This is a genomic window from Paenibacillus borealis (genome assembly GCF_000758665.1).
In the GTDB taxonomy this organism is placed as follows: domain Bacteria; phylum Bacillota; class Bacilli; order Paenibacillales; family Paenibacillaceae; genus Paenibacillus_AQ; species Paenibacillus_AQ borealis.
The window spans coordinates 3,397,065-3,419,921 of sequence record NZ_CP009285.1 but is presented as its reverse complement, the minus strand read 5'-3'; the positions used below and the strand labels follow the sequence as shown (position 1 = coordinate 3,419,921).

At 45.7% G+C, this 22,857-nt stretch carries 21 protein-coding genes and 2 pseudogenes; 6 read left to right on the top strand and 17 right to left on the bottom strand.

Annotation, left to right across the window (positions count from 1 at the left end; translation table 11 throughout):
• Window positions 1–4: 4 nt before the first annotated feature.
• The 10 genes and pseudogenes from PBOR_RS14150 to PBOR_RS14105 all read right to left on the bottom strand — a co-directional run bounded on the left by PBOR_RS14150 (window position 5) and on the right by PBOR_RS14105 (window position 8,803).
• Window positions 5–1,630, bottom strand: a complete 1,626-nt coding sequence (locus tag PBOR_RS14150; RefSeq protein WP_042212609.1) for a response regulator transcription factor — start codon at window positions 1,628–1,630, stop codon at window positions 5–7.
• Between the two features lie 428 nt (window positions 1,631–2,058).
• Window positions 2,059–2,580, bottom strand: coding sequence for a hypothetical protein (locus PBOR_RS14145; protein WP_218918907.1), 522 nt, complete (start codon window positions 2,578–2,580; stop codon window positions 2,059–2,061).
• A gap of 19 nt (window positions 2,581–2,599) precedes the next feature.
• Window positions 2,600–2,866 (bottom strand): annotated as a pseudogene (locus PBOR_RS38575) (alpha/beta fold hydrolase); the annotation flags it as partial.
• Window positions 2,867–2,988: 122 nt separating this feature from the next.
• Entirely contained in the window at window positions 2,989–3,432 is a 444-nt protein-coding gene (locus tag PBOR_RS14140) for a GNAT family N-acetyltransferase (protein WP_042212605.1), read from the bottom strand.
• Window positions 3,433–3,469: 37 nt separating this feature from the next.
• Window positions 3,470–4,039, bottom strand: a complete 570-nt coding sequence (locus tag PBOR_RS14135) for a histidine phosphatase family protein (RefSeq protein WP_042212602.1) — start codon at window positions 4,037–4,039, stop codon at window positions 3,470–3,472.
• The gene (locus tag PBOR_RS35465) at window positions 4,036–4,521 is read right to left on the bottom strand and encodes a hypothetical protein (protein WP_052429473.1); all 486 of its coding nucleotides are present in this window, start codon (window positions 4,519–4,521) and stop codon (window positions 4,036–4,038) included. The genes PBOR_RS14135 and PBOR_RS35465 overlap by 4 nt, the downstream gene beginning before the upstream one ends.
• Window positions 4,522–4,591: 70 nt before the next feature.
• Window positions 4,592–5,041, bottom strand: coding sequence for a hypothetical protein (locus PBOR_RS14125; RefSeq protein WP_042212600.1), 450 nt, complete (start codon window positions 5,039–5,041; stop codon window positions 4,592–4,594).
• A 50-nt stretch (window positions 5,042–5,091) separates the two neighbouring features.
• Window positions 5,092–5,637, bottom strand: a complete 546-nt coding sequence (locus PBOR_RS14120; protein WP_042212598.1) for an AAA family ATPase — start codon at window positions 5,635–5,637, stop codon at window positions 5,092–5,094.
• A 676-nt stretch (window positions 5,638–6,313) separates the two neighbouring features.
• Complete coding sequence (locus PBOR_RS14110; protein ID WP_042212593.1) at window positions 6,314–7,042, bottom strand: hypothetical protein; 729 nt, start codon at window positions 7,040–7,042, stop codon at window positions 6,314–6,316.
• A 354-nt stretch (window positions 7,043–7,396) separates the two neighbouring features.
• On the bottom strand, window positions 7,397–8,803 hold the full coding sequence (locus tag PBOR_RS14105) for an NAD-dependent malic enzyme (RefSeq protein WP_042212592.1): 1,407 nt from the start codon (window positions 8,801–8,803) through the stop codon (window positions 7,397–7,399).
• 230 nt (window positions 8,804–9,033) lie between these two features.
• On the opposite strand from PBOR_RS14105, the gene PBOR_RS14100 reads away from it, so the two are divergent.
• Both PBOR_RS14100 and PBOR_RS14095 read left to right on the top strand, forming a co-directional pair.
• Window positions 9,034–9,978, top strand: coding sequence for a tyrosine-type recombinase/integrase (locus PBOR_RS14100; RefSeq protein WP_042212590.1), 945 nt, complete (start codon window positions 9,034–9,036; stop codon window positions 9,976–9,978).
• 32 nt (window positions 9,979–10,010) lie between these two features.
• Window positions 10,011–12,368, top strand: coding sequence for a tetratricopeptide repeat protein (locus tag PBOR_RS14095; RefSeq protein ID WP_042212588.1), 2,358 nt, complete (start codon window positions 10,011–10,013; stop codon window positions 12,366–12,368).
• Here PBOR_RS14095 and PBOR_RS14090 read toward each other — a convergent pair.
• The 3 genes from PBOR_RS14090 to PBOR_RS14080 all read right to left on the bottom strand — a co-directional run bounded on the left by PBOR_RS14090 (window position 12,352) and on the right by PBOR_RS14080 (window position 15,002).
• Window positions 12,352–13,593 carry a PLP-dependent aminotransferase family protein gene (locus tag PBOR_RS14090; RefSeq protein ID WP_081972044.1) on the bottom strand — a complete coding sequence of 414 codons (1,242 nt, stop codon included), beginning with the start codon at window positions 13,591–13,593 and terminating at the stop codon, window positions 12,352–12,354. The genes PBOR_RS14095 and PBOR_RS14090 overlap by 17 nt on opposite strands.
• A 282-nt stretch (window positions 13,594–13,875) precedes the next feature.
• A complete protein-coding gene (locus PBOR_RS14085) occupies window positions 13,876–14,367 on the bottom strand; it encodes a hypothetical protein (protein WP_157764033.1) in 492 nt (163 codons plus the stop codon).
• Window positions 14,368–14,405: 38 nt separating this feature from the next.
• Window positions 14,406–15,002, bottom strand: coding sequence for a TetR/AcrR family transcriptional regulator (locus tag PBOR_RS14080; protein WP_042212580.1), 597 nt, complete (start codon window positions 15,000–15,002; stop codon window positions 14,406–14,408).
• Window positions 15,003–15,121: 119 nt separating this feature from the next.
• Here PBOR_RS14080 and PBOR_RS14075 point away from each other — a divergent pair, with 119 nt between their 5' ends.
• The 3 genes from PBOR_RS14075 (at window position 15,122) to PBOR_RS14065 (ending at window position 18,246) form a co-directional block, all read left to right on the top strand.
• Complete coding sequence (locus PBOR_RS14075; RefSeq protein WP_042212578.1) at window positions 15,122–16,114, top strand: acrylyl-CoA reductase family protein; 993 nt, start codon at window positions 15,122–15,124, stop codon at window positions 16,112–16,114.
• 244 nt (window positions 16,115–16,358) lie between these two features.
• A complete protein-coding gene (locus PBOR_RS14070) occupies window positions 16,359–17,813 on the top strand; it encodes an alpha/beta hydrolase family protein (protein WP_042212576.1) in 1,455 nt (484 codons plus the stop codon).
• 37 nt (window positions 17,814–17,850) lie between these two features.
• Window positions 17,851–18,246, top strand: coding sequence for a MerR family transcriptional regulator (locus PBOR_RS14065; protein WP_042212573.1), 396 nt, complete (start codon window positions 17,851–17,853; stop codon window positions 18,244–18,246).
• A gap of 386 nt (window positions 18,247–18,632) precedes the next feature.
• On the opposite strand, the pseudogene PBOR_RS38570 reads toward PBOR_RS14065, so the two are convergent.
• Together PBOR_RS38570 and PBOR_RS14055 are read right to left on the bottom strand one after the other, a co-directional pair.
• Window positions 18,633–19,160, bottom strand: a pseudogene (locus PBOR_RS38570) (cupin domain-containing protein); the annotation flags it as partial.
• A gap of 131 nt (window positions 19,161–19,291) precedes the next feature.
• The gene (locus PBOR_RS14055; RefSeq protein WP_042212568.1) at window positions 19,292–20,884 is read right to left on the bottom strand and encodes a sensor domain-containing diguanylate cyclase; all 1,593 of its coding nucleotides are present in this window, start codon (window positions 20,882–20,884) and stop codon (window positions 19,292–19,294) included.
• Between the two features lie 171 nt (window positions 20,885–21,055).
• Here PBOR_RS14055 and PBOR_RS14050 point away from each other — a divergent pair, with 171 nt between their 5' ends.
• Window positions 21,056–21,454 carry a hypothetical protein gene (locus PBOR_RS14050; protein WP_052429472.1) on the top strand — a complete coding sequence of 133 codons (399 nt, stop codon included), beginning with the start codon at window positions 21,056–21,058 and terminating at the stop codon, window positions 21,452–21,454.
• A 110-nt stretch (window positions 21,455–21,564) separates the two neighbouring features.
• Here PBOR_RS14050 and PBOR_RS14045 read toward each other — a convergent pair whose 3' ends face one another.
• Together PBOR_RS14045 and PBOR_RS14040 are read right to left on the bottom strand one after the other, a co-directional pair.
• Window positions 21,565–22,116 carry a YfiT family bacillithiol transferase gene (locus tag PBOR_RS14045; RefSeq protein WP_042212566.1) on the bottom strand — a complete coding sequence of 184 codons (552 nt, stop codon included), beginning with the start codon at window positions 22,114–22,116 and terminating at the stop codon, window positions 21,565–21,567.
• Window positions 22,117–22,135: 19 nt separating this feature from the next.
• A complete protein-coding gene (locus PBOR_RS14040) occupies window positions 22,136–22,840 on the bottom strand; it encodes an HAD family hydrolase (protein ID WP_042212564.1) in 705 nt (234 codons plus the stop codon).
• Window positions 22,841–22,857: the final 17 nt, after the last annotated feature.

The window sequence follows — 22,857 nt, the reverse complement described above, 5'->3', positions numbered from 1 at the left end:
AGCTCTACTCCTGCCCGTAATGCTGACGTCTGTAGCCGCTCGGGGACAAGCCGGTATATTTCTTGAACACTTTGCAAAAATAGCTGTGATCCCCGTATCCGACCATGCTGCTAATCTCGGAAATCGGCGCCTCGCCTGCCCGCAACAGCTCTGCCGCCTTGCCCGTGCGGATCGTATTGAGATGCTCCTTGAAGCCCTCCTGATTGTAGGTCGTGAACAGACTGGACAGGTAGGAAGGGTTGAAATGAAAATGACGGGCCAGCTCCGTAAGACTCAGCGGCTCCGCATAATGCTCCTCCATGTACTGGAGCAGCTTGGCCATATTGGCATTGCTCCCTGGTGTCGGCGCTGCTGATGAGGTCAGCTCCATGACCCGGGCAAGAAAATGATCCAGAATCCGCACGGCCCCATCCGCTGTGCCTGCCTCATCTATGGCCCGGAACAGCCCGTATTTCCCTTCCTCCAGCTCCCCCAGATGGCTGAACTGATTCGTCACATTGAAGATAATATTGCCGAGGAAGGACTTGAACTGAAACACATCCCCGTCATATTGCCGGCTTAGTGCATCGACATGCTGATGCAGATCGCCGAACGCCTCCTCCAGCTGCTGGCGCTTCAGCTGCTCCGTGAACTGGGTCAGGTTGAATTTCGGCAGCTGTGCTTCCCGCTGCGGCAGCTCATCGTAGACCAGCAACACCTGGTCTGGCATGAAGAAGCGGTACTGCCTCAGCTTCAGAACACTCTCCTGATAGACGGCAGCCAGTTCGCTGAGCGAACCGAAGCTCCGGCTCAGGGTCAGGCGCAGCTCAGGCTCTTGTCCGGCCAAGGCGTGGGCCAGCTTATTCACAGCCTGCAAGAGCGCCGGCCACTGCTCTTCCTGCAGGTTGACCAGCAGCAGTGCTGCATTCGGCTCGCCGCCATGGATAATGCACTGCACCAGTCCTGGAACAGTCCGTTCCAGTTCCCCGGTTACAGCTGCGGTGATGGCTGTCAATGCATCTGCGTCATTGCCTGCGTTATCGGCACCAGCGGTGGCAGCATTGCCGTCAACACTGACAACACCGGCAGTTCCGGTCTGTCCGGTCTCCCAGCCGAGGAAGCTGAAGCAGTCCTGCGGAAGCTGCCGCTTCACGAACGCCTCGCCCTCAGGCTGCAGCCGGTAGCCTGAGATAATCCGGCTGAGCAGGGCATCCAGCCGCTGGGGTGCCGCTTCCGGCTGAACTCCAGCCGCGGCTGCTCCCAGTTCCGGGATACGCTCCCGGGTCTTCTGCAGCACCTGGAGCAGCGAACCGGCCTCCAGCTTCGGCTTCAGAATATAATCGGCCACCCCATTCTGGAACGTGGAGCGCACATAATGGAATTCGCTGAAGCTACTCAGCACGATCACCTCTGTAGCGGGATAATCCCGCTTCACTAAGCGTGTTAACTCCTCACCGTCCATCACCGGCATCACAATATCGGTAATGATGATATGCGGCTGCAGTGCCGGAAGCGAATTCAGCGCTTCCTGCCCGTTGGCCGCTTCACCTACAATCTGAAACCCTTCGCGTTCCCAGTCCAGCACATATTTAATCCCCTGCCGGACCAGAATTTCATCGTCCACAATCAGCACTTTGCATATTTGATTCACAGTTGTCCCCCGCCTTCTGTAGTCATGACCACTGGTCCGCCACTCATGAAGGGATTATAAAGCGCTGTCATCGGGATGGTCAAACGGTAATTTTGGGGGGAGAGGTGATTAAACACTCTGGAGAAGTATATAAAGTCTACGAGGGGTGAAATCCAATGCAAAGTATAGCTCTTGGCAGGATAGTTGTATTTCATACACTTAAAAATGAGGCAAAGCCGGATTTTCCAAGTTTAACTGTATTCAGTACAACTAAAAATAAGAAAAGTGCTTCCTTAACAGAATAGGCAGCCTTTTAGTTGTAGAAAATGCAACTAAATTACAACTGAACCTAAAATACATCTTTTTAGTTGCAGTAAATACAATTAAAGCTGGAACGTGTAAGTCCCAGCTTTACTGAATAATCCACTTATGGCAGATTCGAAGGAAGCTTAAACTTTGGTCAATAAGGCTTTTCTGAGGATCTCTAGGATTGAATCAACAACAATCTGCGGGTTCTCAATATGTATGTTATGTCCGCTGCCGGATGCTTCAACCAGCCTCCCGTTGACTGACCAGTTCTTCAGATCATTTGCCGCTTCCCGGAGTTTCTCTCTGATTATTCGCTTCGTATCTTCTGATGTTCCGGGATAGAATTCATTGACTACTACTGATTTGATAACAATTAAGGGGATCTCTGTTGCGGGCATTCCCCTGACCTTCCGGTAACCATCCTGCACATTGGAGAACTCACTATGCATGGCCGCAATAGTCTTTTTCTGAAACGATGTCCTCCATAAAAGCTTCTGGGTCTGCTTTGAAAAAGGGCTAATGGTTGCAGAGAACCCCGGGAACTTTTTGAAACCCGAAAGAATCTTCAATACTCCGATCTTAGACAGTACTTTTAATACAAAATAGAATTTAACAGCCATAATTTGTCCCTTAACATGTTCTGCAGGAAAACGGTCAGTCATTTCATCTTCGTGCATGGAATCAACCAGCACAACCCCCCGCCACAAGCTGGGGATATTTTCCGGTAAACAGCCTTACATTTAATCCGCCGTAGGAATGACCCACAAAAATATAAGGACCATCAACTCCAGCTTGCAGCAGCAGCTCATAAAGCTCTGATATACACTGCTCATTGGTACGCGGGAACGGCCCTGATTCACTCCATCCGTAACCTGCACGATCATATACGATAACTTGTGTAACCTTGGCAATTTCGGGGGCTACAAGCGACCATAACAAGGCAGATGAACCACAGCCATGCTAAAATACTACGGGGGGGCAAATCTTTAGTGTCGCCTTCAACGATGTTATTCAATTTATGATTTCCTACGCTTGTGAGCTTCCCTCTATTCGTTTGCACCTTCTCCATCCTAATGCGAGCTCAAATGCTTACGGTAGCCCTCCACCCGCTCTTCTTTGTAGCCCATCTTCTCATAAAAAACATGCGCTTCCTTCCGCTTCTCTCCCGACACGAAGATAATATAGTAGCAGTCCCGCTCGTGGGCGATGTCTTCGAGGGCAGTCATCAGTTTTTTGCCAATACCTTGGCGGCGTGCGCGCGATGAGACTACGACATTCTCAATCACCATGAACGGACGGCAATCCCCAACGAGGTCCTGGCAGACGATCCCCATCATAGAGCCCAGCAATTCCCCGTCTACAAAAGCACCCAATAGCGCATACCGGCTATCCTCCCGGATGGCCCGGAATGCCGTCTCCAGCTTCACCGGATCTGTCGGTCCGCCAATCAGTTCTTCGTACAGCGTATTTAGCGCCTTAAGCGATTCAATGCCGATTTCTTCGATTGTTACCATAGTCTGTGTGCCCCGCTTTCATTTAATTGTGAATCCTTTATTGCTTCTCATATAAATATAATTGCCCATTGCGCGGATAACCCATCCGCTCTGCCTTGTAGCCCCTGCGCCGGAGTTCCTTGTCCAGTACTCGCATGAACGCGCCATGGCTGACGATCAGCACACGCCCTTCAGATGCAGCAGCTTCAGCTTCCGGCACCAGAGAATCGACAACCGTACGGGCACGCTGCAGAACAGCCGCTCGGCGCTCCGGTTGGGAGGGATGGCCGGCAGCCCAGGACAAACGTGCGAGTACGAGCCAGCAGGCGAGAGGCAGGCGCAGTCTGCTTAGCTTGAATCTGCCGAACCCCAGTGCTGCTATACCAATTTCCCTCAGCTGCTCCGTATATACGAACTCTTGAGCATCAAAATAACTTGCCGTATGTACCGCTCTCACCTGATCACTGCACAGACAAATATCCCACTTTTGCAAATTGCTCTTATGTCCCGGTTGCTGAATTGGGGCTGTCTCATATCCCTGTATCCATAGATTGAACTGCTCTCCAGTCAGCCAGGTCCGCTCCGGCTTGTGCTCCACTCTGAAATGCCTAACCAGCCCTAAGCTCATTCCACCATACCTCCGGCGTTCACAACCGTGACAGGTAAATCTCCGCTGCTTGTCAACCCGGCATGAACCGTGCCATCGCCGCCTCTGCCGACAAATTTGACAACATTCTTACCTTTGGGCAAAATGAGTTCTGTTTCACCTTCTGTACTGTTCTCCGCAACTACTTGTACATCCCCATCCGGAGTTATGAGGACAATTTTGAATTTGCCGTCTTTCAGACGCTGCTGATATTCAATATTCACCTTGTTATCCTGCTCAGCTTCTATCGTCCAGATTGTGTCTGATCCGTAGAATTTCGTGAATTCAATATCGGCCGACTCCGCCGTCACTTCACCGCTGCGGTTGCCATAGCTATAGCTGTCTCCGCTTCCGGCAATCGCCTGATTGCTATTGTACATCTCTTTCTGTTCCTGCTTCACACCGCAGCCGGCAAGCACCACCGCGAGAATCAGAATTACGGAAAACATCACCCGCTTGTTCAATGGCAGATTCTCCTCATTTGTGACAACTTGAATATCTATGTAAACGACTAATTCCCTATGGAATTAGCCCTTACTTGCCCTGCTTTTCATTCTTAAGTTCAAACTCCTCACTGTGACCGTCCCATTCCACATTTACTTTAATTACGGAATCTTCCCACTCAAATGCACCGCTTCCATCCCCTCCCGAATGCAGCATTTCCAGCCGAACAGGACCTTCTTCAGTCCGGCTTCCACCTCCGCTTGTCCCTTTATAGCTGTATTTGAACTGTTTGATCTCTCCGAGGTCCGACTGTTCGCCTTTGTAATGAAGATCGAACGTATACCGTTTGCTGGATACGGAATCCTTTACCCTGTCATTTTTGATGATCAGCTTCTGGCTTGCTGTCTGCTCATATACAGCCGACCAGGTTTCGCTCTCGCCTTTAAAAGTATAATTGAAATGAGTAGTTTCCGTATTGCAGGACGTAAGCAGCATAAGCATGACTCCGGGAAGCAGCAGCGCACGCACGATCTTCTTCATGTTTCGCCCTCTTTTCCATAGCTTATCATGTGAAAAAAATCCTGATCCGGTCATTCCGGGAATTGCCGGGACATATGGTGCAATACAGCCGCCACCCGTTCTTCCACTTGCATATCTCCTTCCAAACGCACAACATCACAATTCAGCCCCGCCATCCATTCCTCATGCAACACCCGGCTTCTGACCTCCGGTCCTGCTGTATCATAGAGCGCCGCCCACTCTATAAAAGTCTCGACATCACCATATTTACTTCCGCCAGGCAGACCTTCCTCACCATAACGTTCATATTCCCTCGCCCGCAAACGTTCCAGGCGAAGCTGCTCAGGAATCCACAGGAAAATCACCAGATCAATGATATCGCGGAGACTGTCTCCCCAACCGCAGATTGCACCGGATAAAATCCAGGACTCCTGATGCTCTAAGTCGTCTTTCAAACTGCTCAGCCGCTCTGCGACCGGGGAAAGCTTACTATACTTCTGCTCCCAGAGGTAATCGTCACTGTCCAGATGAACATGCGGAAGCCTTGCCGCGAGCGCCTTGCCAAGTGTAGTAGTCCCCGCTCCGGAAGCTCCCATAATATGAATTCTGCGGTTCATGGCTCCTCCTGAATCATAGAATAGATGTATTCAATTGTATATTTTACCATGTTGATGTTGGCGGGGGAAAGTATATACGAACCTCTAAATCAATCGAATGCACCGTTTACCCGGCTGAAACCATCAACCGCTGAATTATAGACTGAGCATAAAGTATAGATAATTATTTATTTGAAATTACTCACCAATATCCAGCTATGAATTCCGGAATCAAATTACTTCAAAAGACTGCTTATTGCATCAATCAACTGGCTCAATCCAAGAAAGAGAAAAGGTCCTAAAATAATAAGCAATATAATACTTGCGCAACCGTTTTTCCTGAATTCTTCCTGTCTTTTCTCCTTGGAAACTTTAGAAACTCTCCTTTCTCTTACCCGATAGTTATTGTCATCATGCATGATAAACCTCCACCTAAATTATGTTAACTAAGATCCTTAATTCGCTGGTCCAAATTCACTCGTTTGTAATTACATTCTATAATTCCTGAAAATCCTTTGCTTTATTTATGCTTTCCACTCTCTCCCCACCATTTACATCTATAGAGTACAGTGCAATGTTATTTCTTTCATATTTTGCGTTCTATATTACCAACGGGTCTCTAAGTCCAAGAACAAAGTGAATAGCTATACGAGGCCGGTAAATCCATACAATAACCAGACATTAACAATATAATCTCCTAATTCAAACATGAACTGCCTAATTGAAATAGATTGACGTCATTTAAGACTTCATGATTTAGAATTTGGCATGTTTTGTATAAATTATCTGTGTTGTTTAAATAATATTTTTCAAAGCCTAACTGGTTTAACATCTCTAGATTTGGAGAACGTTTGGCAGGATATAACACTAAAGATACTTTTCCAATTTTTAAAAATTTGAATTTTTTTAATATATTAAAAACTTGTTCTCTACTCATTTTCTCAACAAACATAAAGCTAATCTTTAGTGAAATTTCTGACGGATTTTCAATAAAATTAGTATCCCAGTAATTTGCCCCTCTGCTAGTCCAAAGTAAAGAAGGGGCATCATATTCCAATTCATATTCAACATTGTTATTTTTTATAACAGAATCAATCACAGGTTTTGCCCAAGCCTTTAGCATATAATCATTTTGCGTTTCCTTGCTTTGGCCTTGAAATACATTAAAAACAATCCCATCCTCCATTGATAAAACTCGTCCCATAAATGTCCCGTGCAGATTTGTTCTATCAAACTCCACCATCTCAAATATTTTATGATATCTGGACTCCAACAAGCGATGAACTTCTTTTTCCACTTCACTTTTCCCGGAAGAAGTTATGGAGGAAAACAGGTAACCAAAAAATAATGGATTAATAACTATAAAATAAATTAAAGGTATGCAAATACAGACAATGGTCCACAAAGGGATTTTAAATAATTTCATATTCAAGTCCTCATCTTTTTTCAGATATTTTTTCTTGTTGTACTTTTATCATTTGAATCCTATTCTTCCTGAATAGTATCTATTAGAATCCCAGCTGATTTTATCTTTCCGCATCTTGTTTTTACTATTTTTTCTTTTCTTGTATCTATTATCAAAGGAATATACCACGGACCCAGCAGCGCAAATTGTCGAAGTTTGTACTATATTAAAATATATTAACAACTAATGTATTATATATTAATTTTTCCAGCTATTTAATAATCCCCAAACGCAAATTCCATATACGCCAAAAGCAAAAAAAGCCGCAACCCCAAACGGGCCGCGGCTTTCATTTACCTATTATTACATTTCCCGTTACGAAATATCCGGCGGAATCCTCCGGGCCATACCTGTAGCAATCGCAGCCTGGATGACAGCAAGACGTACCTGCTCCACTACCTTTTCGTTAAAAATACTCGGAATAATATACTGCTCATTCCGCTCATCCGGATGGACCACTGCAGCGATGGCCTGTGCTGCCGCCAGCTTCATCTCCAGATTCACAGCTTTGGCCCGGCAGTCCAGCGCTCCGCGGAAGATTCCGGGGAAACAGAGTACGTTATTGATCTGGTTCGGATAATCGCTTCTTCCGGTGGCCAGCACCCGGACATAGGGCTCTGCCAGCTCAGGTTCAATCTCCGGGGTGGGGTTAGCCATAGCAAACACAATGTTATCCGGCGCCATAGTCTGCAGATGCTCCACCGTCAGAATCCCTCCGCCGGAGACGCCGATGAATACATCCGCCCCGCGAATCGCTTCGTCAAGGCCTCCGCTCACATTCTCCGGATTCGTTGCATCGGCCAGCCAGCTCCATTCGGGATTGGAGTAGGGTTCGTCCCGATTCAGAATCCCTGCCCGGTCCACAGCATAAATCTGCTTCGCCCCCGCCGCCAGCAGCAGCCGGCAGATCGACACACCCGCCGCGCCGATGCCGATGACCACAATTCTGCAATCGGCTATAGCCTTGTCCACTACTTGGAGCGCATTCAGCAGCCCGGCCAGTGCTACCACTGCGGTGCCGTGTTGATCATCATGGAAGACCGGGATGTCCAGCTCGGCTGACAGCCTCCGCTCAATCTCGAAGCAGCGCGGAGAGCTGATATCCTCCAGATTGATTCCGCCGAAGCCGGGAGCAACCGCTTTCACAATCCGGATGATTTCGTCCGGGTCCTTCGTGTCCAGACACAGCGGGAATGCATCGATGTCCGCCAGCTGCTTGAACAGCATCGCCTTCCCTTCCATCACCGGCATCGCCGCCTCCGGTCCGATATCACCAAGCCCGAGCACTGCGGTGCCGTCGGTGACGACAGCTACCGTATTTCTTTTCATGGTCAGGGAATAGGCCTTCGCGGGATCTTCGGCAATCGCCATGCAGACACGGGCCACACCAGGCGTGTAGACCAGGGACAGATCCTCCCGGTTCTTGATCGGCATCTTCGGAGTAATCTCAATTTTACCTCCCAGGTGTGCGAGGAAGGTCCGGTCGGAGACGTTAATGACTTTTATACCCGGCATATTCTTTAATACGCTTATAATCTCTTCATTCGCTGCATCCTGCACATTTACTGTAATGTCCCGGGTTGTCACGTCCTTACCGCCACGGATGACGTCTATCGCCACGATATCGCCGCCCGCAGATGCAAGCCTTGCTGCCACATCCCCAAAAGACGCTTCGGACTTGCGGATTTCCAGCCGGATAATCATCGTTGTTGCAATTGACATAGAATATGCCTCCCTCATCAGACGAATCTAAGTCCAATATACTACAGTTCACAGATTGTACATAATAAAATCCAATCATACATAAGGGATGGAAGACTTAAATGCTGCAACATTCATATTCGTCTATTAGATTATTGAAATATATATTTCTTATTTCCCCCTTTACTGAAAGGCTTTGTTATACTTTGAACATCCATTTTAAAGATACTTAAACATCAGGAGGAATATCATTGGCAATTTCCGTTTCAGCATTAGATGAATATATTGAAAAATACATATCTTTTCTAATTATTGAAAAAAACCTTTCACCTAAATCTATCAAGGCTTATGTATCAGACTTAAATAGACTTCATAACTGGCTGAAAGAAAATAAAGTAGAGGCAATTACAAGCGATATTCTGCATAGCTACTTTCACAGCTTCAACAGCACAGGAACCCTTAAGGATTCCACAATTAAGAGAAAATACATAACGTTTAAAGCTTTCTTTTTATTCTTAGTCCAGAAAAGCTGGATTGACCAATCCCCACTCAACAACTTCGGAAGAAAATTCAAAACTGCAAAACGAATTCCAAAAACGCTAGCAGTTGAAGAAATAGAACGATTATTGCAATCACCTCTGAAGGACAGAGAACATTTTGCTTCCCCTTTCCGTACCCGCTTATCTATTCGTAATGATGCCATTATCGATTTGTTATTTTCAACTGGAATCCGGATTGGTGAACTTGCACAAATTCAACTGGAAGATATTGATTTAAAAAGTCAAGTAGTTATTATATTTGGAAAGGGACGCAAAGAGAGGTTGTTATATTTATCCAGCACTGAGCTCATTGACAAACTCAACAATTGGTTAGCTGTAAGGGAGTTATTCCGTCCACAAAGCGATACTCTTTTTCTTAACAAATATGGTCAAGCTCTATCCATTTATGGTGTTGAAGATATATTTGCTAAGTACAGAAAGCTGGCCTGTATTAATGAAAAATCAACCCCACACTATCTCCGTCATTCATTTGCTACCCAGCTACTGGAGAATGGAGCTGACCTACGAGCTGTCCAGGAAATCTTAGGTCATTCTAGCGTGAGTACCACAGAAATATATACCGAAGTATCAGTAAAACGAAAGAAAGATGTACTTTCTCAATTTAATCCGCGCAACCGGCTTGAGACCTCCAAATAACTACGAATTATTTGGAGGTCTAAAGAGGTGTCATGACAGAATTAACTATTCCATTTATATTACGTGCAGATGAAGAAAGAAAAATAAAAGAGAAAATAGATCATTGTAATTTACAAAGCAATAATATTATCGTAAGTGGTGATTCGGGCTGTGGGAAAACATCCTTAATAAAGAAAATTTTAAAAGAATATGTTTCTAATTCGGAATTTTATGTGATTTATTTAGACTTAAATGCTGATTTATTATCAACTTCTTCTTTTTTTGAAATATTCTTATTCAATGTTTGGAATCCAATTGTATCTAATGAAGATCCATTAATGAGCATAGGTGAAAAACAATCATTTAAATCATTTATGACTAGAAAAATGTGGAGAAAAGGGGCTGCCAAAAGACTTTTTCAAGTAGTAGTTGAAAGTATTTCAGCGATCCCTACGTACGGCTCGACACTGAGCACTCTTTTAAAGGGAGAAAATAGTGAGAAAAATGAAAATAATAACGTTATCGATATGGCAGATAACATTGGGGAATATCTAAGCTTTGTTTCTAAAACAAAAAAAATTATTTTATCAATTGATAATTATCAATTTATGCAAAATAATATTAAGGTTCTTTTTGAAACTTATCTTCAGAGAATCAAAAAAAATATTTCATTTATTTCAATTTATAGGACTGACAACATACAACTCAATCTGCCGTTATGCTTTGGGAATGATCGAAAATCTATTGAATTATCTAAATTCAAAGCTGAAGAGATCCTTAAATTGTTAGACAAGATGTACATCAGTAATACTTCAAATGAAACTATAGCCAACGATTGCTACAGTAAAACTTCAGGGAATTTGAAAGAAATTGAATTGTACTTAAAAGATAACCATAAATCTATAATTGAAGGCACTTTAAGTATTAGTAAAACACGTTCAATGAAACAAGTTTTACTTTTAATGCCTGAAATTCAAAGATATTTGGTATTAATTTCTGCTATGTTTCCTGCAGGCTTAAAAATTGAATATGTATCAAAAATATTAAATGATATTTTAGTATTAAATAGTGATGATCTATTATTACATGAATTACAAAAACTTATTGCACTTGGTTATATTGTTGTAAACAGTGTTAATCATGATCTCTTAAAACCCGCTCATGAAAAAATAACCTTGTCTTTGAATAAAATTGCTAACGAGGATGAATTTGTTGAATTTTATAACAGTATAAAAGCTACTCTAGAAAATCTAATTGCTCATAAGATTCACGATAAGGATTATGTTTACATTTTACATTGTGTTATTGGTTTATATAATAGTAAGCAACTTTTAGAAAAGATGGATTATTTAATAGATCTTATTAAAATTGAATATGAACGATGTGCTTACTACTACATAGTGAGTATATATAAGCAGACGTTGGATTTGATTGAACATCTTCCTGAAATATGTTTGAGAAAAATACTGGATTCAATTCAAAAAACTTCGGAATTTTCTTTAGGAATAAATTTATTGAATATATTAAAGCAAAAAAAACCTAGTATATATAATAAATACAGAATTTACGAAGTGAAATTTTTAACTCAATCCTATGATTTCGAAATGGCTTTAGAAGAACTAACATACATTCCTTCTAATAACGAAACTCTACTTTATCAGCTAAATATATTACAGCATGTTGGTAAGGATATTGAAGCCCAACAATTGGTAAGAGGGATCCTAGATGCGGAAGATTTCGATAAATGGTTTTATTTAATTTTAAGGAATTCAGCGCACTATTTTTCCTATGATGAGGCGGTTTACAATTTAAAACGGACACTTAAGTTTTTTATTAATTCCGGGACATTATTTGAAAGAGCAACTGTTCTGAATAACCTTGGTGTGATAACTATCTGGAATCAAGAGTTTTCAGAAGCTATATATTATCTAACTGAGGCACTAAATATACATAAAACAATAAATTCAAACGAAATTTTTGAAGTTTTCTGTAATTTGGGTGTGCTTGAATTCTTAAGAAGAAATCTTGAAGGAGCCAAAACTTATACCAATAAGGCTCTAGAGACAGTACCTCAGAGCCTTTCTTTAGACCATATTATTTTACAACTCAATCGACTAATAATTGACTTGAATTCTAAAGTAATTCCCCTTCAAGTTGTTTATCAAGAAATTTTGCAAATGTATAATAATTCGATAATAACTAAAGATCCTTGGGTGAGATTTCAAGTCGTTTACAATCTGTATAGCATAGAATTAGCTTTAAATCTTAGTATTACTGAATATCCCAGAGAATACTATATTGACAAGAATCTCGAAAGAAATTTAACCTGTTTTGAGATTTTTGTAAATGTTCATTTGGACGGTTTAGACTTACCAATGTCACTAAGTTTATCTCCTAATTGGAGATATTAATGGTTTTATGATATTTTTCAACTAAATAATGTATTCCTTCATTTTGAATTGCTGGATTGAGAAGTATGTTTGCAATTATTTCCGCGAGAAGAGTCACATCTTCATTAGAATAGTTTAGGTTGCTTATACAAACAGTGCCTAATCGAATACCTGAAGTTATATCAGGAGAGGTTTGATCGCCGGGTATTAAATTCTTATTTACGAGAACATTATTTTCATAAAATCTTGATTCTACTAAATTCCCTGTTGTTTTTAAAGCTCTGACATCAATTAGGATTAAGTGAGTATTTGAAGTCCCAGTTACAACAGTTATATTTCTTTCAACTAATTTTTTGCATATAATTTTAGAATTGTCTTGTACCAATTTTGCATAATTTTCCAGATTAATTGAGCTTAGTTCAACCAGTGCAATCATTTTTGCAAATTGAAGGGATTGAAGGGGCCCCCCTTGTGAAATAGGGAAAATTGAATATGCTATTAATTTGCTAAATTCACATTTATATATAAGGATTCCACCTTGTGGTCCTCTTAAGGTTTTATCCATAGTGAATGTTACAAAGTCAGCATGGGGAAATACATCAGGATAAGTCTTCCCAAGAACATATAAAGCAGTGTGACATATATCGGCTAATAAGAAGGCATTATACTTATGGGCTATTAGAGCAATTCTATTGTAATCAATTTGTAATGGATAGGAGGAAGCTCCAACAATTATTAGTTTAGGCTTGTTTTTTTGAGTTAGCTCTTCAATTTCATCATAATTAAATTCAAATTCAGGAGTGAGGTGATAATTTATTACTTTATTTTGATTTTTTGATATTTTATTGTGAGAGATGTGACCGCCATCTTTAGGGCTTAAACTCAGAACAACATCATTTTCTGATAAAACCGCGTTATACACAATTTGATTGGCTTGAGTACCGGAATGAGGTTGAGTTGTAACATTATAATTAGTATCTAAATCGAAGAGTGTTCTTACAAGTTCTTCGGAATAAATATCAATATCCTCGATACATTCAAATGCTGGAAAAAATCTTGATCCACTTACGCCTTCTGTTGGCAATGTGAAAATGGGATATCTTTGTGCGTCTATGACACTTTCGAAAGGATAACTACAGCAAGCCTCCATATTTATGTAATTATTTTGAACAGAATGATAGGAATCAATTATTTTGTTTACTCGTTGATACTTTTCTCCAAGAAATCCATTTAATAAATACATCATTTACCTCCAAATAATTCGTAGTTATTTGGTCATGAATAAGTTATTTAGGAGGACATTCTACAAATCTATTCAAACTAGGGATTTATAAGAAACAAACAGTCCAAACCAACTTCAAACATGAACCAGACTCATTTTCAAAACTACATATTCGCCACCTCATTCCCACCATCCTCCTCAATTCTTAAAATAATCCATGGAAATACAACAATTACCGACAAAAAATTAACTAATTTGACTTATCTTCACCACTCAGATATTTCTAGACCAGACAACGTATATTGCTCAATCCGGAACCTCCCAGTTCTCCGCAAGCTTCAGCAGCTTGTCTTCCGCAGCATCTTCATCTTCTCCAAGTACTTTGGCTTCAATATAGTAAGTTACCAGTTCATCCTCCGTATGCTTGCCTGGACGCTGAATACACAGCCAATAATAAATAACCTCAGGAGCCGGAAATACAGCACTCCCTCCCTGTGTAAATTTGATCAGCTGTCCATCTCCAGCCGGAATCGTAACCGGTTTCTTCCACAAGATCTCCGAATGATTATGGATACTGATGTACCCGTCAGGCTGGCTCTGATGGCCAAGCGACAACTCCATTTGATCCAGAGTTAGCACGTCCATTCCCTGCAAATATTTCGCCGGTTCTTCATTGTCAAGCCGCAGCCTGTGTACTGCAGAGCCAGAATCAGAACCCCCATACAGATACAACACTCCCCCGCCAAGAACAAGACAGACCACAGCTATAAGTACGATATTCCGCCATTTTCTCCCCAAATGCTATCAACCTTTCCCAGTTTTCTGCATACTCTCATCTACACACTGAGCACCTTCATAATTGCCGTGTAACAGGAATCCTTGAACACCTCATGCAGCTCGTCATTATCGGCCATCAGCCACTGGATCAGGCAGCCGTCAATGATCGCCCGGATCACAGGTCCAGTCTTCTCTGGCGACAGTTCTTTGGAGAAAATACCTTCCTGCTGTCCCAGCATCAGCACTTCCTTACTGATTCCCGCGCAGCTGTCATAGAAGCGCTGATTGATATCCCGGTACACCGGAATACGGCTGGCCCGCGCCAGGAAATCCAGATACACACGGTAAAAGGCACGGTTCTGCTCCGGACCCGGAAATGCAGACCCGATGTATGCGGTCAATTTCCCCGTTGCGGTATGCTGCTCCTCTACTGCGGCCTGCTCCTTGGCAGAGATCCGGCCGGTCAGCCATTCCAGAAGCTCAACCAGCACCGCTTCCTTGCTCTCAAAATAATAATGGACGACTCCCTTGCTGACCTCCGCTTGATCAGCGATCGTCTGCAGGGTTACAGCATCGTAGCCCCGCTCGGACAATGCCCGAAACGCAGCGTGCAGGATCTGCTTGCGTTTCTCTTCAGATTTCTTGTAGCGTACCATAAGACCTCCGCGAATTAGGAATAATGTGTATTATATCATAGATAATAAAAAGTTGACCGGTCAGAATAAATATTATATAACAGATGTACAAATAGAGTTCGGTTAAGGAGAGATATCGCATGACTAACCCTTTTCAAGCTTTGGTGGTAGACAATACAGAGCCTTTCTCCGTTAAGGTCAAACCGGTGTCACTGGAAGACCTGCCAGCCGGTGAAGTCCTAATTAAGGTAGCCTATTCCAGTGTAAACTATAAAGATGGACTAGCGGGCATTCCGAATGGCAACATTGTGCGAAATTATCCGTTTATCCCCGGCATTGATCTGTCAGGAACCGTAGTTTCCTCTACAGACAGCCGGTTCCAGGAAGGCCAGTCCGTTATCGCCACCAGCTATGGCATCGGCGTATCGCACTTTGGCGGCTTCAGTGAATATGCGCGCATTCCGGCGGATTGGGTTGTTCCCTTGCCTGAAGGCTTAACTTTAAGGGAAGCGATGATCTATGGAACAGCCGGATTCACGGCTGCAATGTCTGTTGAAGCGCTGGAAGCACACGGACTAGCTCCGGATAACGGAAAAGTGCTCGTCACCGGGGCAACCGGCGGTGTCGGAGGTGCTGCTGTGGCCATTCTGGCGAAGCAAGGCTACCAGGTAACCGCCAGCACCGGCAGAACAGACGAAGCAGGATATCTGCAAGCCTTGGGCGCAGCTGAAGTGATCTCCCGCGAGGATGTAGCCGGCAGCGCGGTTAAGCCGCTCGACAAGCAGCTGTGGCAGGCTGCTGTTGATTCTGTAGGAGGCACCCCGCTCGCGGCTGTACTGAGCAAGATCGCTTACGGTGGTGCAGTTGCCGCCAGCGGCTTAACAGCAGGAACCGCAGTTCCCACAACGGTATTGCCGTTCATCCTGCGCGGAGTCAGCCTGCTAGGCATCGATTCCGTCTCCTGCCCTGCGGAGAAACGGGCGAAGCTGTGGCAGCGTATGGCCGGCGACATGAAGCCTGCTGTACTGGAGGAGCTGGTGGACCGCGAGATTACCCTGAATGAGCTGCCTACTGCACTTCAGGATATTCTGAAGTCGAATACCCGGGGCCGCGTGCTTGTCCGCCTGTCCTAAGTTCCAGCTTCCCCCGGTGCTACTCCCGGGGCCGCATAAGTTATCAGTTTAGTCTATACATCCTTATATAAAATAAGCGGCAGTGTGCTCTGTGAATTCAGAACACACTGCCGTTTTTTGTCCTCTACCTTACATGTTCTCCATCCCCTTTATATTATTCCGGCAAATCCAGACTTGACCTTGAAGTATACCTCAACCTTTATGCTGTAAATGTAATAGACATTTATTCATGGAGGTATTGTAAATGAGAGGGTTAGAGATTGTAGTTATTATTGTGATTCTGGCTGCTACAGCGGGAATTGTATTGATGAAGAAGGACCGCAGGCTGGATACTGTCATGCTGCTGGCCGTAATTATAGCTATGGGACTGCATGGATTCATAGAGCATTACCGTATCCAGATGGCACCGGCCTATGCTGCAGTGTTGGGAGTCCTGATCGTTCTGACCCTAAGACTGGTGAAGCAAGAGCGGAGCATCCGTCCCAAGAAATTCAGTAGGCTGATTAAAGGCCTGCAGCTGATTATAGTCCTGATCGTGTCAGGTGTTTCCGTATATTTAAGTGAACTGCTGCCCTTATTCACTCTACCTGAACCTACGGGAAACTATGCAATCGGCACAATTGCCCGGCAGCTTACGGATGAATCCCGTGACGAGACACTCAGTGCTGAAGATGGCGACAAGCGGGAGCTCATGATCAATGTCTGGTACCCGGTCGACCCGGAAGATGCCCAAGATCTTAAGAAAGAGCATTATCCTTCCGCCTTAGGGGAAGCGGTCAGCCTGGTGTTCGGATTGCCGAAACAGCTGTTCAGCTATCTCACGGAGATTCCTACCCATGTAGTTGACGGGGCGAAGCTGTCCACCGGAGAAGCCAGCTATCCGGTGCTACTGTTCTCTCCGGGAATCCGCTCTACCCGGTTTCAGAGTATGTCAGTGATTGAGGAATTGGTTAGCCAAGGCTATATTGTAGTGGGGATGGATCATCCCTATACATCCGCCAAGGTAACTTATCCTGATGGACATTCCGTGTATTACGACCCCGATCCCGAATTTGATACTTCTGCCGAGCTCTACGCGCACAATGTCACAGGGGTTGCTATCCGTGCAGCTGATGCCAGCTTTGTGCTGGATACTCTGACTGAATGGAACACACAGGACCCGAACGGGCTGTTCCAGGGCAAGCTGGATCTGAGCCGGGCAGGAATCTTCGGACATTCCTATGGCGGAGCGACAACCGCTGAGACGCTTGCCCGGGATAAGCGGTTCAAGGCAGGAGTCAGTCTGGAAGGCGGCTTCTGGGGGGAGGTCGCCCATACCGGACTGCAGCAGCCGTTTATGTATGTGATGTCCGGCAACACTGCGCAGAGTCTGGATCCGTCAGTAACGAAGAAGGACAAAGTCTTCTATGAAGAGTTCGCTCCCGATCTGAATTCTGTAATGACCCGCAGCACCGGGGATACCTACTATCTCACGGTTGATCACTTCATCCACCAGAGCTTTACTGACATTGCCCTGTTGTCACCCGCATTGTTCGCAAACGGCATCGATCCGGTGCATACTGTAGATATTACCAGATCCTACGTGCGGGCATTCTTCGATCAGTATTTCAAAAGCGAGCCGCAGCCTCTTCTGGCAGGCCCTGCAGCCCAGTTCCCGGAAGTGAAATTTGACCAGACGTATACTCAAAAGAGACAATAGCGGTATATGAATTTCGAATCAAAGGAGTGACTGACCGATGGAAGGAATGACCCGCGGCGAGCTGGCCCGGCGGGCGGGACTGAGTGCGGCTGCCATCCGCTACTACGAAGACAGCGGCGTCCTGCCTGTCCCCGGGCGAACCGCGAATGGATACCGGATCTACTCCGATGATTATCTGGTGAAGCTGAAATTCATCAAGGATGCCAAATCACTGGGCTATTCGCTGAAAGAAATCCAGGCGGCGCTCGCGCTGCTCGGCTCCGAGATGGATGCCCAAGCGTTAAAGGAAAGAGTACGCGATAAAATCACCGAGATCGATGAGAAGATTGCAGCACTGCGCTCTATTCAGAGCATGCTGGCAGGCCTGCTCAAGACACCTCAAGATGATATCCAGGATTACCTGCAATCGTTCCAGCTCACGGATAACCGCTGATTGAAGAATCGATCACTTGAGGCAGACGGCAAATAAGAAGACGGCAGTTTATTCTGAATCCACAGAATACACCGCCGTCTTTTATCAATTCCCTTCTGCTATTCGATTCCAGTCTCATTCACAGCATTCGCCGCATTTGGGTTGACCTGAACATATGGCAGCTGGCGGTAAGGCTGGGCATACGGCTGGGAGTATGGCTGGGAGTATGGCTGGGAGTATGGCTGGGCGTAGTAGCCATGAACCGGCATAGGCTGGTATCCAAAAGGCTGCGGAGCCGGCTGATAACTATAAGGCGCCATATTCGCATTGGCCATCATAGGCGCCATATTGGCGGGAGCCATTTTGGTGCCTTTCATATTCTCGGCAGCGACCTGCGAGGGATTACAGCAATCCGCAGGCGGACCAATGAAGGTCTGGGGCTTAACGGGAGCAAGTGCTTCCTTAACTAGCGCTTCATTCAAACAGTAAGTATGAGCCAGGACATTGGCCGGTGTCTTGCTCAGAATATCTGATCCCAGAATGACTTCCGGCGTCGGTGCATCGAAGATAGCCAGCAGATGGGTACAATCCACCGTTGCCACTTCATAATGCCACCAGCCCTGCGGCACATTGGCTACCTGGCCCGGCGTAAGCGGGAAATGCAGCAGTTCATTGGTGAACGGGTTGATCAGAGATACCACCGCACTGCCGGATATACAATACACCAGCTCTGCTGCATTCTGATGATAATGCGGTTCAACCACATTGGATTTGCTGAGATAAATATCAAGCAGCGAAGTATTCTCCAGGGTGTTCAAATTCTTAATACCCAGCACATTGATGTAATTGCAGTCATCCTTCTTAAATAATGTGTTGCAATTCATGTCAAACGTAAATTGTGTATTAGGTGACGTGTAATCCATATAAGAGGTCACGCAGATCCTTCCTTTCATCGGGGCCGTTTTTATCGTTCTGAGGTAGGATATGTATCCGCCAATGCCCAGGTGACGATTAATTTCAACCGCAGCAGAAAAAAAGCACCCCCATACGGAGATGCTCCTGTTCCCTATTCGCGGGCAATCACGGTCCGGTTCCGGCCGGTATGCTTCGCAGTATATAAAGCTTCATCCGCCTTCCCCAGCAGCTCTTCGCGCGTACGGCCATTCGTAGGATAATGGGCAATCCCTTGGGAGGAGGTGACTTGCATCGGCAAGGGTACCTTGCTTTTCTCAAGCGTCTGGCGGATCCGTTCGGCCACATTGTAAGCATCCTCAGGTCTGGTCCGCGGGAGCAGCAGCACAAATTCCTCTCCCCCGTAACGGGCACACACATCACCCGGGCGGATATTTGCGGTAAGAACTTCAGCGACCTGTCTCAGCACCTCATCCCCGGCCAGATGGCCGTATGTATCGTTAACGAATTTGAATTTATCCACATCCAGAACGATTACAGAAAAAGGCACCCGCGCCGCAATCCATTGGCTCATGCTCAGGTCCAGGGATCTGCGGTTCGTAAGTCCTGTCAGCAGGTCCGTCATGGCCTCTTGAGTAAGCTGGTTTGTCTGCTTCTGGATATCCGTCCAGGCAATGACCACCGCTTTGGTCAGCAGGTCCACCTCCCGGTTCCAGTGAGGCTTCAGATCGGGAAGCTCAACATTCTCTTTGCCGATTCGGTTCACTAGGTCAGCAAGCACCACAAACGGCTTCGCCAGCCGGTGAGCCAGCACAAATACGCACAGCAGCAGGATCACAAATGGAATCACAGTATACGATACGATTTTGCGCAGATGAGCCAGCAGCTGATCCTTGATGACTTTGACCGGTGACACCACAACAACACCCCAGCCGTTAGCCGGAACTGCCGAATAACCAGCGAGCATCAACACACCCTTGGTATTGCGCCCCATCATTTCCCCGCTCTGCCCTTGCATCATCCGCTGCACAACCTCGTTGTCACTTACATCCTCATTCATTCGTGCTTTGTCGGGATGGAATAGCAGATGCCCTTCCGAGCTGACGATATAGTAATAGGAACCCGACTCATCGACGGTATTGTTCCCGAATATCATGTTCAGGATATTGTAATCCTGGAGATAGACCGTACCTCCGAGCTGGCCAAGATATTGTTTGTCTTTGTTATACAGCGGTTCACTCATGAAAAAAAGTATTCTTCCGGTCGTGGATGAAGTATACGAAGGAGACAGGTATGCGTTCTTCAACCGCAGCGCTTCCAGCACCGGAGGAGACATAATCTGCTTGCCTACCATTCCAAGGGCAGCGGGTGAATTATTCAGCACTTTCCCCCCGGCATCCACCCGGATGATTGAATTGAAGTAATTGCTGCTGTTGCGCATTAACTCAAGGTATTCATCTATAGCTTCCGGCTCAGCGGAATCCATAGCGGATATTTTCTCAGCACCGTATAACAGGCTGCTGCGCATCGAACGGAACAGTGAATCCACCGTTTTGCTCATTCTGTCCGCATTGGAGTAATTCAGATTAAGCGTGGTAGCCATCAGGGATTTCTTCTTGGATTGGTAAGAACCAACGAGCAGAATCGTTGTTGTGAGCAGAAACACCATGGTCACCAGGGCCATGAGCAGCAAAGTAAGACTGAGTTTCCTTTTGGGTTTATGTTCTGCTCTCTTTGGTGTAGGCATTCCTCAACCTCCTTGTCTGCCTGAGCCCGTATTGTCTAATTATATACGATTGGGAATTGGAGTACACAATCAGTTTAAGTTCCATTTTCTTCCCTGAAATTACATCTTTACGCATGGATCCGGGCATCCTGTCTATTAGATTCGATCACATTGCAGGAGGCCAGAGTCGCCGTGACCCGCATATTCCGGAGTATAGACGGTATGGCCCATTTTGCCTCCGGAAACAATACGATTATGCTCCCTTACCCCTTATTCCGCGATGTGTTTGTGAATACAGCAACGACTGACGAAGCAATGTATTTGTATAAAAAAGTCATTCCCGAGCCTGCCGGTCCGGCTTTTCAGAAGCTGGATCTGAAGAAATTCTACAGTCTCGATCTCCCTAAAAGCTATCTGTTTCTGACCAAGGACATGGTCCTGCCGCAGGGTGCTGCGGGCGGCTGGCTTCCGGGTCAATCCGGCCACCTGGGTATGTTCCGCTATATAGAGGGAACCGGGTATCATATGACTACTGTGCATACCGGGCCTGCAGCCATTGCCGGCAGAATCGTTCAAGCCAGCCGGGAGTAGATTTCATTAGAATACCGTATGATGCAGAGATAACGAACAACTGAAAAAGAGCAGACGGAAGGGGGATACCCCGTTCCATCTGCTCTTTTTTTGATGAATATGAATATGACTTACCAGCCGTTCCGCCGGATTAGTGAAGTAATCTGGGCCAGATGATGGCGGCTATGCCAGATATATCTTTGAACTGCGGCATCCAGCGTCATTGTGCCCAGGCCGCCGCTTACGAAGACCCGTTCATAATCAGCCGGCTTCAGTGAAGCCAGCAGGGTCGCGAATCTCCGGTTGAGCAGCTCCACCAGCTGAAGTGAGGACGCCGCCGGTTCATCCCTATAATCGCTCTGCTCCGCCCACAGATCCTGCCTGTAGCTCGGAACCTGCGGTGCTTCTTCCGTCAGCCCCCGCTTGAACCGCAGATAGGCATACATGCCGGTATCCGCCAGATGATGCACGACCTGACTCACTGTCCAGCCGCCCGGACGGTAAGGAGTATCCAGCTGCTCTGCTGTAAGCGGCGCTACAGCATCCCTAAGCTCAGCCGCCAGCTGCTTCATGATCTGAAGGGATTCCTGCCGCGCTTCCTCCGTCCGGTTCTCTACCGCTGTAAATTTCCCGATCGGATACTTCAATAACTCCAAGTCCTGCTCTGTCAGGTTATTGTTCATTTCACTCCCGGCTCCTTCATTATTCATCTGTGGGTAAGGGACGGACTGGTGATAAAAGGTCATAGACCTCATCCAGTGTTCCCACGGTATAATCCGGCTTCACTTCATGCTCCCAGGCGAGCTGATCCCGGTTCATCCAGCAGGACTTAATTCCCGCTCTGGCTGCACCCAGAATATCCGAGGCTGAATCTCCGATATGGATAATCTGCTCCGGCTCCACACCATAATGGGCAATTACCTCAGCGAACATCCGGTTATGACTGTCATTCTTATAAGACCGGTAAGTCTCTGAAGTGAACAGGGTCATCTGATAATTCCGGTAGAAGTCAGGCAGCATAAGCTCATCTGTATCACTGACAATGCAGACCGGATATTCCCCGCATATGCGCTGTAAGAAGGCTTCGGTGTCCGCATACATTGCGGACAGCCGATGCTGGGCAAACAGGTTATCTACAGCCTGCAAGCAATCATAGTCCAAGCCGTGCTGCAGGAATACTTTCTGAAATCCTCTGCTGTAAATCTCCTTACTGCTGATGAAGCTGCCGTTCTCCCGGGCTTCGGTTGATACGGCGAAATAGTGACTGAGCAGCTGGCTGCCCAGCTCCCGGGACTTGTCTTCGCTGAACTCCTGATTAAGGATCGGCTTCCAGACTTCAGCTCTCCTGCCCTGAATATTCACCAGAGTCTGGAACATATCCAGACTAATGACCCTGAAAGACTGCATGGTCCCGTCTCCTCATC

Excerpts from the sequence above, each read along its gene's own strand:
- PBOR_RS14080 (WP_042212580.1), bottom strand. The coding sequence starts at position 15,002 with ATGGTACGCTACAAGAAATCTGAAGAGAAACGCAAGCAGATCCTGCAC.
- PBOR_RS14105 (WP_042212592.1), bottom strand. The coding sequence starts at position 8,803 with ATGTCAATTGCAACAACGATGATTATCCGGCTGGAAATCCGCAAGTCC.
- PBOR_RS14145 (WP_218918907.1), bottom strand. The coding sequence starts at position 2,580 with ATGACTGACCGTTTTCCTGCAGAACATGTTAAGGGACAAATTATGGCT.
- PBOR_RS14070 (WP_042212576.1), top strand. The coding sequence starts at position 16,359 with ATGAGAGGGTTAGAGATTGTAGTTATTATTGTGATTCTGGCTGCTACA.
- PBOR_RS14075 (WP_042212578.1), top strand. The coding sequence starts at position 15,122 with ATGACTAACCCTTTTCAAGCTTTGGTGGTAGACAATACAGAGCCTTTC.
- PBOR_RS14040 (WP_042212564.1), bottom strand. The coding sequence starts at position 22,840 with ATGCAGTCTTTCAGGGTCATTAGTCTGGATATGTTCCAGACTCTGGTG.
- PBOR_RS14065 (WP_042212573.1), top strand. The coding sequence starts at position 17,851 with ATGGAAGGAATGACCCGCGGCGAGCTGGCCCGGCGGGCGGGACTGAGT.
- PBOR_RS14090 (WP_081972044.1), bottom strand. The coding sequence starts at position 13,593 with ATGATGTATTTATTAAATGGATTTCTTGGAGAAAAGTATCAACGAGTA.
- PBOR_RS14140 (WP_042212605.1), bottom strand. The coding sequence starts at position 3,432 with ATGGTAACAATCGAAGAAATCGGCATTGAATCGCTTAAGGCGCTAAAT.
- PBOR_RS14120 (WP_042212598.1), bottom strand. The coding sequence starts at position 5,637 with ATGAACCGCAGAATTCATATTATGGGAGCTTCCGGAGCGGGGACTACT.
- PBOR_RS14095 (WP_042212588.1), top strand. The coding sequence starts at position 10,011 with ATGACAGAATTAACTATTCCATTTATATTACGTGCAGATGAAGAAAGA.
- PBOR_RS14110 (WP_042212593.1), bottom strand. The coding sequence starts at position 7,042 with ATGAAATTATTTAAAATCCCTTTGTGGACCATTGTCTGTATTTGCATA.
- PBOR_RS14055 (WP_042212568.1), bottom strand. The coding sequence starts at position 20,884 with ATGCCTACACCAAAGAGAGCAGAACATAAACCCAAAAGGAAACTCAGT.
- PBOR_RS14135 (WP_042212602.1), bottom strand. The coding sequence starts at position 4,039 with ATGAGCTTAGGGCTGGTTAGGCATTTCAGAGTGGAGCACAAGCCGGAG.
- PBOR_RS14125 (WP_042212600.1), bottom strand. The coding sequence starts at position 5,041 with ATGAAGAAGATCGTGCGTGCGCTGCTGCTTCCCGGAGTCATGCTTATG.
- PBOR_RS14045 (WP_042212566.1), bottom strand. The coding sequence starts at position 22,116 with ATGAACAATAACCTGACAGAGCAGGACTTGGAGTTATTGAAGTATCCG.